The following is a 12,072-nucleotide window of genomic DNA, read 5'->3' on the forward strand; positions in this document are numbered from 1 at the left end:
GTCTAAAACCAAATAGTGAAAAATTATTCCGTCAAACAATACCAGGAAAGCGATTATACAAATTGGAATGCCTTTATTGGTCAAGCCAAAAACGCTACCTTTTTATTTCACCGTGATTTTATGGAATACCACAAAGATCGATTCGAGGATTTCTCTTTGATGATTTTTGAGAACGAAAAATTGGTTGCTGTTTTGCCAGCGAATAAAATTAGGAATGAAATTTTTTCGCATCAAGGATTGACTTATGGTGGCTTGGTTTATAGTGATAAGTCAAAATTGACAACTATAATTAATGCTTTTAGGTCTGTTTTGTTGTTTCTAAATGACAATAAAATAGAGAAACTGCATCTAAAAACGATTCCAACTATTTATCATGCAAAACCTGCCGAAGAAATTCAATATGCTTTATTTTTGGCTGAAGCCAAATTGGTAAGACGAGATTGCTTGTCTGTGATTGATTTATCACAGAAGAATAATTTTTCAAAAATTAGAAAAAGAGGCATTCAAAAAGGAATTGCAAAGGGTTTAGTTATCAAAGAAGAAAGTGATTTTGAATTGTTTTGGAATGAAATATTGATTCCAAACTTAGAGGAAAGACACCATGCAGAACCTGTTCATTCTTTGAAAGAAATACACTTGTTGAAAAGTTTTTTTCCTAATGATATCAGGCAGTTTAATGTATATCACAATAATGAAATTGTAGCAGGAACTACTGTTTTTGAAACTCCAACTGTAGCACATTGTCAATACATTTCTAAATATGAAAACGATGAAAATCTAGGAAGTTTAGACTTTTTATATCATTTTTTAATTACAGATGTTTTTGCCAATAAACGATTTTTTGATTTTGGGATTTCTAATGAAGCGCAAGGAAAATTATTGAATGATGGATTGTCTTATTGGAAAGAAAGTTTTGGAGCCAGTACAATAATTCACGATTTTTATGAAGTCAAAACGGCTAATTATGTTAAGCTAGATACCTTTTTTACTAAATCAAAAAATATACTGACCAAATGATTCCATTTCTTGATTTAAAAAAAATAAACGAACCGTATGAAACTGCTTTTCAGGAAAAATTGAAAACAGTTTTAGCCAATGGTTGGTATATTTTAGGAAATGAAGTCCAGGAATTTGAAGCCAGTTTTGCCAACTATTGTGGTGCGAAATATTGCATCGGAACCGGGAATGGTTATGATGCTTTGGTGCTGATTTTTAAAGGCTACATACAATTAGGGAAATTGCAAAAAGGTGATGAAGTTATTGTTCCTGCAAACACTTACATAGCAAGTATTTTGGCTATTTTACAAGCAGATTTAATTCCTGTTTTGGTCGAGCCAAAATTAGAAACCTACAACATCAATCCCGATTTAATTTCACAAAAGATTACTTCAAAAACCAAAGCAATTCTGGTAGTTCATCTTTATGGACAATTGGCAGAAATGGATGCGATAAATGAAATTGCTGTTGCAAATGATTTGTTGGTTGTCGAAGATGCGGCTCAGGCTCACGGTGCAATCAGAAACCAGGAATCAGCACCCGAGACCGCAGGTCGAACTGACGAAGTAATCAAAAATCAAAAATCAAGCGTAGCCTATAGTTTTTATCCCGGGAAAAATCTAGGCGCATTGGGAGATGGGGGAGCAGTTACCACAAATGATTCGGAGTTGGCAAAAGTCATTCAATCACTCCGGAATTATGGTTCTGAAACGAAATATTATAATGACTATGTAGGTATAAATTCAAGATTAGATGAATTGCAAGCGGCTTTCCTTAATGTGAAATTGCCCCATTTAGATATTGAAAATCAACGACGTAGAGTAATTGCAAAACGCTATTTGTCTGAAATTAAAAATGATAAAATACGATTGCCAAATTGGGATTTATCAAATAATCATGTTTTTCATTTGTTTGTCATTCGAACCCAAAACAGAATAAAGTTGCAAAACTATTTACATCAGAATAATATTCAAACGATAATACATTATCCCGTTGCGCCTCACAATCAAAAAGCATTATCATTATGGAATCATTTGTCTTTTCCAATAACCCAAAAAATTCATGATGAAGTGTTGAGTTTGCCTATAAGCCCAGTCTTGACAATTGATGAGGTGAGTTTTATTGTTGCAGTTTTAAATAAATACTAAATTGGAATTTATTAAAAAAATAGCACAGACACAGCTGTTTAAGATTACGTCTTTAAATAGTTTAAGCGTTATTTTAAAAATTGGAATTGGGTTAATTACTTCAAAATTATTGGCTGTTTTTGTAGGTCCAAGCGGAATGGCTTTAGTTGGTAATTTGAGAAATTTTTTAACTTCCTTAGAAGGCATTTCGACTTTAGGTTTTCAAAACGGAATTATAAAATATGTTGCTGAAAACGATAAAAATGAGAATCAGCTTAAAAAAATAATTACCACAGTTTTTATTAGTTTGGTATGTATTGCGACTGTTTTAAGTGGCGTCTTATATTTTTTTGCGTCTTATTGGAACAGTCAAATATTTGGAAATAATTTTGAGTATGCGATTGTTTTCAAAGTACTGGCTTTGGCTTTGCCTTGGTACGCAATTTCTGTCTTTTTGTTGTCTGTACTTAATGGTTTAGGGCAATTCAAAAGAGTTATTTGGGTCAACATAATAGGGAATGCCATTGGTTTATTGGTTTCTATAGGTATGATTTTGAACTATAAAACTCTAGGTGCATTGCTGTCATTAGTATTCTCGCCAGCTTTATTGTTTTTTGTGACATTTTATTACATAAACAAGGAAATCAATTTTTTTAAAACGATTCGTATGTATCAGTTTGATTATCAGGTGCTGAAAAATCTATCGTCTTATTCTTTAATGGCTTTGGTTTCAACAGTTTTAGGACCTTTGGTGTATTTGTTAATCAGAAATCATGTTATCCAGAATGTTGGACTGGAACAAGCCGGTTTTTGGGAAACAATGACACGCATTTCCACATATTATATGTTGTTTGTTACTACAATTTTGACTGTTTATTTTTTGCCGAAATTGGCTGTCGCCAAAAACAATCTGGAGACAAAACGTGTTTTTTGGAGTTATTTCAAAAATATTTTACCTGTTTTCATAATAGTATTAACGGTGCTTTACTTTTTACGATTTTTTATCGTTAATCTACTTTTTACCCATGCGTTTCTACCGGTAACGACTTTGTTTTTTTGGCAGTTGGCAGGTGATGTTCTAAAAGTAGCTTCTTTGATTTTAGGGTATCAGTTTTTCGCAAAAAAATTAACTGTAGCATTTATAGTTTCCGAAATATTTTCACTTCTTGTTTTGTACTTTTCAAGTATTTATTTAGTTGATTTATTTGGAATTCAGGGACTTGTAATGGCTCAGGCTTTTGATAATTTTATTTATTTGTTGGTGTTGGTTGTTTATTTCAGAAAGAGTTTGTTTTAGTTTTTTAGATAAAAATTTAAGCTTTATTCCAAGTTTCTAAGTAGTGCTTAGCAATTTTTATAAAATCATGTTCTTGCTCCAGAAATGCTCGTGCTCGTTTGCCAATTGCAATAATTTCTTCGGGATTTTCAATCAAAAATGACAATTCTGCTACTAAATAATCCACATCAGGCAAAGCATTTACAGCAACTCGTTCGGATACATTATAATGTTGTACAAACTCTTTTTCGGCACCAGTGAATACGACTTTTCCTTTTGCCATGGCTTCCAGTGCATTATATCCTTGGTCGCAACTAAAAGTTTGGTCTAATAAAATATGTGCTTTGTTGTATAAATCGATATAAATCGGATACGGAACTGTTTTTGTAATAATTATTTCAACTCTGTTTCCGTATTTTATTTTTATGATTTCAAGTGCTTTTTCAAAATAAGGAATGCCTTTTTGATTGTAGCTCCATTCATTTATACCAAGAAAAATCACGATTTTATTGTCAATGTTCAATTGCTGAAACATTAATTTTGTGTGATTAATTGGGTATGGAATGAAACCGGAATATTTCGAACTTTTATTTACGGCACCAACATAATCAAAATCGGTTGCGATTATTCCACTGCATTTTTCCAAAACAAAATCGTGTATTTTTTTGTGATTTTCTTTTAAATATTCAAATAATGGATCAAACTCTTTATTTAGTTTTGGATTAAGAAAAAAGGGTTGTAAAATTGATTTTTTGGTTTTGTTTTCTATGTCGAATTTCATATTCAAATAATCAGCGCCGCAGGACAAAATAAAAACCCTTTTATTAGATTCGAAAATTTTCTTAATCAAGAAAAGTTCAAATTTCTTTGTTGTTTTTATAGGAGCTTCATTGATGAACTGAATTACATCGAAATTTTTAAATTTTGGAAGTAAAAAATAAAAGCGAATTCCATATTCTAAAGTCGCAAAGTCATATTTAAAAAGGCGATAAATAATTTGTCTAAGTATATTAATTAACTTAAATTTACTCCATTTGGCTTCAAAATTTAAATCAACGGGATAGTTTTTGAAACCATCACTATTTGCTGCTAAAATTACTTCATGTCCAAGTTGAACTAACCCTTCCTTCAAAGAATTGTGTAAAAGACTATATTCTCCGATAAGTAAAATTCGCATGAATATTATATTTGTAACGAAAATATGCAATCAGCAATGATAAAACAAAACTTTAAGTATAAAATTGCTTTAATTGGGTACCGGTTAAGTGGAGGCGGAAGCGAAAAAGTTATGGCTATGTTGTCAATTTTTTTTGATAAAATAGGAATAGACGTTTATAACATCATTATTTTAGATGAAGTGTCGTATTCTTATTCTGGGAAGCTTGTCAATTTAGGGTTGTTAAAGGACAACAAAAATGGATTTTTGAATAAATACAAGCGACTGATTGCTTTGCGAAATTGTTTAAATGCGAATGATTTTGATTACATAATAGATTTCCGTTTTAGAATTAAACCTATTCAGGAGTTAATTTTATCGCGATTTATTTATAGCACAAAAACGATATTTACAGTTCATAGTTTTTTGATAGATCATTATATGCCTAAGAACTCTTTGTTGACCAGGTTTATGTACAATCATTGTTATGCGAATGTTGCTATTGTGAAAGAAATGAAGGAGTTGATAGAGCAGAAACATAATTTAAAAAACGTTATTACTATTTCTAATCCGGTAAATTTAGAGGAAGTTAACGAAAAGTGTACAGAATCAATTGACGTTGAATTTGATTATATCATTGCGATAGGTCAATATGAGAGTACAATAAAGCAGTTTGATAAGTTAATATTGAGTTATGCAAATTCAATATTACCTAAAAAAAATATTCATCTTATAATACTGGGAAAAGGCAATAAAACCCCATTGAAAAGTATAGCAGAAGCGAATGGAATTTCAGAATATGTGCATTTTTTAGGATACCAAAACAATCCTTTTAAGTATATTTCTAAAGCTAAATTTCTGGTATTGACGAGTAAAAACGAAGGATTTGCCAATGTTCTCTTAGAAGCTTTAGCATGTGAAACTCCCGTTATAGCATTTGATTGTCCCTGTGGACCAAGTGTAATTATTAAGGATAAAAAAAATGGGATTTTAGTAGAAAATCAAAACTTGCAAAAACTTACGGAAGCAATGAATTTACTAGAGTCAGATCAATCTTTATATCTCCATTGCAAGCAAAATGCATTAGAAAGTATAAAGCCTTTTTTACTGGAAACAATTGGTCAGCAATGGTTAGAACTAATGAAAATGGAAGGTTTTTTAAATATAACTAAATTAGAATTATGAATGTAAAAATAATTGACATTCCAAAAATAGAAAATACCTTAGGAAACATTGCTGTGATGGAAAACGGTTCCATTCCCTTTGATATAAAAAGAGTTTATTATCTATATGATATTCCAAGTTCTTCAAAACGAGGAGGACATTCCCATAAAAATCTCCAACAAATATTGATAGCTATTTCAGGAAGTTTTGATGTGGTTTTAAAGAATGGAAGTTCAGTCAAAACAATTACATTGAATAAACCTGACAAAGGATTATTTATAGAAAATCACATTTGGAGGGAATTAGAAAATTTTTCTTCCGGAGCAGTTTGTTTGGTTTTAGCATCTGATGTGTTCGATGAAGAAGATTATATTCGGGATTTTGATGAATTTTTGATTTCTAAAAAATGAAACTTTTATACATTGTTCCCAACATAAATAATGAAGGTGGTGTAGCCAGAGTCCTTTCGATAAAAGCCAATTACCTTGTTGAAAAATTAGGATATGAAGTTCATATTCTGACTCAAAACGAGGGTTTTTCTCCTCTGTTTTATTCTTTTAATTCCAATATTATTTTTCACGATTTACTATTGAAAGGTAACTTTTTTCAATTTTTTAATTCTTTTGCGAAGGGGTTAAAAAGTAAAATTAAAGCAATTCAACCCAATGTTATTATTGTTTGTGATAATGGTTTAAAAGCGTATTTTATTCCTTTTATTTTAAAAAATAAAGTACCTCTAGTTTTAGAAATGCACAGTTCAAAGTTTATTGAAGAAAGAGTATTAAAGAATGATTTTTTGACGAAAGTTAGATCTGGTTTTCTTTATTTTTTTAAAAAAACCGGGATAAAGAAATACGATCGATTTGTTGTTGTGACGAGCGAAAGCATTGCAGAATGGAATATAAATAACACGATTGTCATTCCAAACCCCTTATGGTTCACTTCTGAAAAATCCAGTGCTTTAGAAAATAAAAAAGTCATTGCAGTTGGTCGGCATACGTATGAAAAAGGATTTGACAGAATGTTACAAATTTGGAAAAAAGTAGTTGTAAAACACCCGGATTGGATGTTGGAAATTTATGGAAAAACATCTGAGAATGTTAATTTACGATTGTTAGCTGAAAATCTGAATATTTCGGACAATGTAGTTTTTTATGAACCAGTTCAAGATATTGATAAAAAATATTCTGAAGACTCATTTTGTCTAATGACATCTCGATTTGAAGGTTTTGGAATGGTTTTAATTGAGGCAATGGCTTCTGGATTGCCTTGTATTGCTTATGATTGTCCGTGCGGTCCAAGAGGAATAATTTCTGAAAATGAAGACGGATTTTTGATCGAAAATGGGAACGAATCAGATTATGTAAAAGCAATTGAGACTTTAATCGAAAATACGACATTAAGAAGGGAAATGGGAAAAAGGGCAAAATTATCCAGCGAAAAATACAATATCGATGCTATTATGGAAACTTGGAATCAATTGTTTATTGGAATGAAAAAGAATTAATTTTTCTGATTTATCGAGCATAAATAGCCAACTCGAAACCAATTAAAAAGGAATAAATTAGGATTCTTTCCGGTCAAATTTTGTAAAAGATATTTCTCTAAAACGGAATGTATTTTTGAAATGATGAAAGTGGATTTTGTTCTTTTTAAAAAATGATACAATTGAATAAGCTTTACAAATTCAATATCAATTTTTTCTTCTTCGTATAACGAAATCAGATTTTCTAAAGACTCTTTAGTTTTATTCAGATAAACCAAATTTGTATCAATATCTCCGTGTTCAACAGGATTTTCAATGTGATTTACTTTGGCTTGCAATACACTCAATTGATACGAAAGCTGGGTGTCATCATGACCGTATTTTTTTATGTTTTTATCAAATTTTACTTTGTTGAAACACTCTTTTTTAATTACGGTATTATTAAAAAGTAATGATTGATACGATTTTTTCTTTCGGTTTGTTGCAGATTTGTCCTCAATAAATCTTCCGTATTTCCAACGTAGTTTTTGGTTGTTAGAGGGACATTTTTCAGGATGTAACCTACCGCCATAAACAACATCAAAAGCATGAAGATTTTCAATGTATTTTTTTATGTAATGGTCATGAATAATGATGGAGTCCCCGTCGATAAAAAGCAAATAATCAAATTTTGCTTGCTCAGCAAGGGAATTTCTGTTTTCACGATGTGCCAGATTTTCTTTTAAGGAGACAAAACTGCAATTTGATAATGCATTGACATTTTCATTACATGCATTCAAATTTGATTTTGAAGCATCATCTTGACATAGAATTTCAAAATCTATTCCGCAATCCATACATTGTTTGTGCAACTCTAAAACAAGAGGATAAACATTGTAATTGTATATTGGAACAAGAATGGAAAGCATTATGCCGTTCTCTGAACCACTTCAAAGATTTTCGCATCTTCACATTTCAATGTTTTCGAAGGGAATTTCATCAATAATGCATAATCGTGTGTTGCCATAATAATGGTTTTTCCGTTAGCATTGATGCTTTTTAATACTTCTAAAACTTCGGCACTGGTTTGTGGATCAAGGTTTCCTGTTGGTTCGTCAGCAAGGATTAATTCAGGGTCGTTGAGTAAAGCTCTGGCTATGGCAACACGCTGTTGTTCACCACCTGAAAGTTGATGCGGCATTTTATTGCCAAATTCTTTCATCCCTACTTTGTCTAAAACTTCATCAATTTTTCGTTGCATTTCGTCATTGTCAATCCAGCCTGTAGCTTTTAGAACAAATAACATATTGTCTTTTACAGTTCTGTCCGGTAGTAATTTGAAATCTTGAAAAACGATTCCAATCTTTCTTCTCAAAAACGGAATATCATCTTCTTTCAAAGTGGCTAAATCAAAATCTACTATATGACCTTCTCCTTCCGTTAAAGCTAAATCAGCATATAAAGTTTTCATTAAGCTACTTTTTCCGGAACCTGTTTTTCCAATGATGTAAAGGAATTCACCGTGTTTTACCTCCAAGTTTACCTCTGTTAAAATAGATTTTCCTTCTTGATAAATATTTACATTTTTTAAAGACAGTACGGATTGTGACATAATTTGCATTTGTTTATTGGGTAAAAGTAAGAAGATAACGGTTCTATTCAAAATAAATTCTATTCAATTAGATAGAATTCTGATAATTATAAATAATATGTGAAAGTAGCGGAGTTTAAAGGGATGAATAAAGTTAAATTCTACGGTGTTAAAAAAAATGTTCATAATAAAAGCCAATAACGATTCGTTATAGAGTTCAGAATATGATACATTTGAATTATTAAAATAAAATCACAATGCGTAAAATTTCTTGGCTCTTCTTTATTCCAATTTTTATTATAACAGCCACTATTTCGGCACAAAAATCAACCATTTACACACACGATTCGAAAGATTTCAATAAAGCGGTTTCTTTATTTAAAGACGCGCAATACGCATCGGCGCAACTAATTTTTAATAAAGTAAAGGAAACGGCGACTACTGAAGAACTAAAATCTGATTGTGCGTATTATGCCGCTAATTGTGCCATTCGAACCAATCAGTCGAATGCAGATGCATTGATGGAGCAATTTGTTTCGGATTATCCTACGAGCGTAAAACAAAATCAAGCCTACATTGAGGTGGCACATTATCATTTTAACCAAGGGAATTATCCGCAAGCGTTACAATGGTTTGATAAAGTGGACGAAAGCAGTTTAAGCAGAAATGACCAAGATAAATTCAACTTCCAGAAAGGCTATAGTTTTTTTAATGCCAAAAAGAAAAAAGAAGCTACAGTCTATTTGAATAAAGTCGTGAATTCTGCTGAATATGGTTCTCAAGCCAAATATTATTTAGGGTTTATGGCGTATGAAGGCGATGATTATAAGCAAGCTACAAAGTATTTTGATGAAGTTTCAGGCGAAGAAAAGTACAAAGAAAAACTTTCGTATTATCAGGCGGATATGAATTTTAAGTTGGGAAATTTCCAAAAAGCGATTGATTTAGGTCAGAAAGCAATGGCTAAATCAAATCCTTTAGAAAAATCAGAACTGAATAAAATCATCGGTGAAAGTTATTTTAATTTAAAAAAATACGACACCGCAATTCCATATTTAGTAGCCTATAAAGGGAAAAAAGGAAGATGGAATAATACGGATTTTTATCAATTAGGATATGCGTATTACAAACAAAAAGACTACGAAAACGCGATTTCTCAATTCAATAAAATCATTGGCGGGAAAGATTTCGTAGCGCAAAATGCGTATTATCATTTGGGAGAAAGTTACCTGAATACCGATAAGAAACAACAAGCTTTGAATGCTTTCAAAAATGCTTCGGAAATGGAGTTTGATTTGGCCATCCAAGAAGATGCCAGTTTAAATTATGCCAAATTAAGTTATGAATTAGGGAATTCGTATCAAAGTGTTCCAGCGGTTTTACAGGCTTTTTTGAAAAAATATCCGGATAATGCAAGCCGTTCAGAGGTTGAAAAATTACTGATAGATTCTTATATTTCTTCTAAAAACTACAAAGAAGCCTTAGTTTTATTGGAAAAAAATAAATCACCAGAAAATAAATTAGCCTACCAAAAAGTACTTTTTTATAGAGGTTTAGAATTATACACGGATGGAAATTATCCAGAAGCATTGAAAATGTTCACGAAATCCATAAGTGAACAAAAAGATGCTGTTTTTACTGCTCGAGCTACTTTCTGGCAAGGAGAAACTGAATATGTTTTGAATGATTTCAAAGGGGCGTTATTAAGTTTCAAGCAATTCATTGGTTCAAACCAAGCAGCAACAACACCAGAATTTAAAAATAGTAATTACAATATTGCTTACACGTATTTCAAATTGAAAGAATACGAGCAAGCGGGTAATTATTTTCAAAATCAAATAGAAAAAGCACCTTCAGATAAAGTGCGTTTGAATGATTCGTATTTGCGTTTAGCGGATTGCCGTTTTGTAACTTCAAAATACGGTCCGGCTATGGATGCGTATATTAAAGTCATAGAATCCAAAAGTGAAGACGCGGATTATGCCTATTTCCAAAAAGCGATTTGCTACGGATTTATTGCTAAAAATGACAAAAAAATAGAGGAATTAAACGCTTTTTTACAATTGTATCCAAAATCAGAATACAGAGACGATGCGCTTTTTGAACTTGCCAATGCCTATGTTGCCGAGAATAAAAATGACCTTGCCGTAAAAACGTATGACCGATTAAATACTGAATTTAAAAAAGGATCTTTCACTTCCAGATCTATTTTGCGTCAGGGATTAGTGTATTATAACACGGATAAAGACGATCAGGCATTGTTGAAATTTAAAAAAGTTGCTGCGGATTTTCCTAGAACTCCGGAGGCTTTAGAAGCTGTAGCAACCGCTCGATTGATTTATGTAGACAATGGAAGAGTAGATGAATATGCAATTTGGGTTCGTACATTGGATTTTGTTGCTGTAACAGATGCAGAATTGGATAATGACACGTATGAAGCTGCTGAAAAACAATTTCAACAAAATAATACCAAGCAGGCTATTGCAGGATTTAATAGTTATGTAGGCCAATTTCCTCGAGGAATACATGCTTTGCAGGCTAATTATTACCTTGCTCAATTGTATTTCTCTGAAGGATCAGAGAGCAAATCTATTCCTAATTATGAATATGTAATTGCACAATCCAGAAGTGAATTTACAGAACAATCTTTGTCACGATTGGCTCAAATTTTCCTTAAAAACAAAGAGTATGAGAAAGTAATTCCGGTTTTATCCCGTTTAGAAAATGAAGCGGATATTTCTCAGAATAAAACTTTTGCACAATCGAACTTGATGAAATTGTATTACGATAAGAAAGATTATCCGAATTCAGGTATTTACGCAGAGAAGGTTTTGATGAATCCTAAAACGGATGATAAGGTAAAAAGTGATGCGCAAATTATCATTGCACGTGCGGCAATTGAAACGGGTGATGAAGCAAAAGCGAAAGTTGCTTACGCAAAATTAATGACGATTGCCAAAGGAGAATTAGCCGCCGAAGCCCTATATTATGACGCTTATTTTAAAAACAAAGACGAAAAATTTGAAGCTTCCAATACTGCAGTTCAAAAATTAGCGAAGAATTATTCCAGCTATAAATATTTTGGAGCCAAAGGATTAGTCTTAATGGCGAAAAACTTTTACGGGCTGAAAGACAGTTACCAAGCAACCTATATTTTAGAAAATGTAATTCAAAATTTTACGGATTTTCAGGATGTAGTTTCTGATGCGCAAAAAGAATTGGATATTATAAAAGCGGAAGAATCCAAAACAAATTCATCGATTACCAAGTAAAGAAGTTAGAGGTTAAGAGTTATAA

General features: G+C 31.8%; 10 protein-coding genes. 7 read left to right on the forward strand and 3 right to left on the reverse strand.

Features of this window, described 5'->3' with window-relative positions; translation table 11 throughout:
* Positions 1–15: 15 nt before the first annotated feature.
* The 3 genes from ACNQGX_RS12120 to ACNQGX_RS12130 are packed head-to-tail and all read left to right on the forward strand — an operon-like array spanning position 16 to position 3,420.
* Positions 16–1,017, forward strand: coding sequence for a GNAT family N-acetyltransferase (locus ACNQGX_RS12120; RefSeq protein ID WP_417976575.1), 1,002 nt, complete (start codon positions 16–18; stop codon positions 1,015–1,017).
* The gene (locus tag ACNQGX_RS12125) at positions 1,014–2,144 is read left to right on the forward strand and encodes a DegT/DnrJ/EryC1/StrS family aminotransferase (RefSeq protein ID WP_417976577.1); all 1,131 of its coding nucleotides are present in this window, start codon (positions 1,014–1,016) and stop codon (positions 2,142–2,144) included. The genes ACNQGX_RS12120 and ACNQGX_RS12125 overlap by 4 nt, the downstream gene beginning before the upstream one ends.
* A 1-nt stretch (position 2,145) precedes the next feature.
* Complete coding sequence (locus ACNQGX_RS12130; RefSeq protein ID WP_417976579.1) at positions 2,146–3,420, forward strand: O-antigen translocase; 1,275 nt, start codon at positions 2,146–2,148, stop codon at positions 3,418–3,420.
* Between the two features lie 16 nt (positions 3,421–3,436).
* Here the strand turns inward: ACNQGX_RS12130 and ACNQGX_RS12135 are convergent, their stop codons facing one another.
* Positions 3,437–4,576 (reverse strand): glycosyltransferase, encoded by a 1,140-nt coding sequence (locus ACNQGX_RS12135; protein WP_417976581.1) that lies wholly within the window; start codon positions 4,574–4,576, stop codon positions 3,437–3,439.
* A 36-nt stretch (positions 4,577–4,612) separates the two neighbouring features.
* Here ACNQGX_RS12135 and ACNQGX_RS12140 point away from each other — a divergent pair, with 36 nt between their 5' ends.
* Genes ACNQGX_RS12140 through ACNQGX_RS12150 form a run of 3 tightly spaced genes read left to right on the forward strand, consistent with a single transcriptional unit; the run spans position 4,613 to position 7,226 of the window.
* On the forward strand, positions 4,613–5,740 hold the full coding sequence (locus ACNQGX_RS12140) for a glycosyltransferase (protein ID WP_417976583.1): 1,128 nt from the start codon (positions 4,613–4,615) through the stop codon (positions 5,738–5,740).
* On the forward strand, positions 5,737–6,129 hold the full coding sequence (locus ACNQGX_RS12145) for a sugar 3,4-ketoisomerase (RefSeq protein ID WP_282714996.1): 393 nt from the start codon (positions 5,737–5,739) through the stop codon (positions 6,127–6,129). The genes ACNQGX_RS12140 and ACNQGX_RS12145 overlap by 4 nt, the downstream gene beginning before the upstream one ends.
* Positions 6,126–7,226 carry a glycosyltransferase family 4 protein gene (locus ACNQGX_RS12150; RefSeq protein ID WP_417976585.1) on the forward strand — a complete coding sequence of 367 codons (1,101 nt, stop codon included), beginning with the start codon at positions 6,126–6,128 and terminating at the stop codon, positions 7,224–7,226. The genes ACNQGX_RS12145 and ACNQGX_RS12150 overlap by 4 nt, the downstream gene beginning before the upstream one ends.
* Here ACNQGX_RS12150 and ACNQGX_RS12155 read toward each other — a convergent pair.
* Positions 7,223–8,113 carry a glycosyltransferase family 2 protein gene (locus ACNQGX_RS12155; protein WP_417976587.1) on the reverse strand — a complete coding sequence of 297 codons (891 nt, stop codon included), beginning with the start codon at positions 8,111–8,113 and terminating at the stop codon, positions 7,223–7,225. The genes ACNQGX_RS12150 and ACNQGX_RS12155 overlap by 4 nt on opposite strands.
* On the reverse strand, positions 8,113–8,796 hold the full coding sequence (locus ACNQGX_RS12160) for a cell division ATP-binding protein FtsE (protein ID WP_417976589.1): 684 nt from the start codon (positions 8,794–8,796) through the stop codon (positions 8,113–8,115). The genes ACNQGX_RS12155 and ACNQGX_RS12160 overlap by 1 nt, the downstream gene beginning before the upstream one ends.
* 236 nt (positions 8,797–9,032) lie before the next feature.
* Between ACNQGX_RS12160 and ACNQGX_RS12165 the strand changes: the two genes are divergently transcribed.
* On the forward strand, positions 9,033–12,047 hold the full coding sequence (locus ACNQGX_RS12165; RefSeq protein ID WP_417976591.1) for a tetratricopeptide repeat protein: 3,015 nt from the start codon (positions 9,033–9,035) through the stop codon (positions 12,045–12,047).
* Positions 12,048–12,072 lie beyond the last annotated feature (25 nt).

It is taken from the genome of Flavobacterium glycogeni, from assembly GCF_048286775.1.
Classification (GTDB): domain Bacteria; phylum Bacteroidota; class Bacteroidia; order Flavobacteriales; family Flavobacteriaceae; genus Flavobacterium.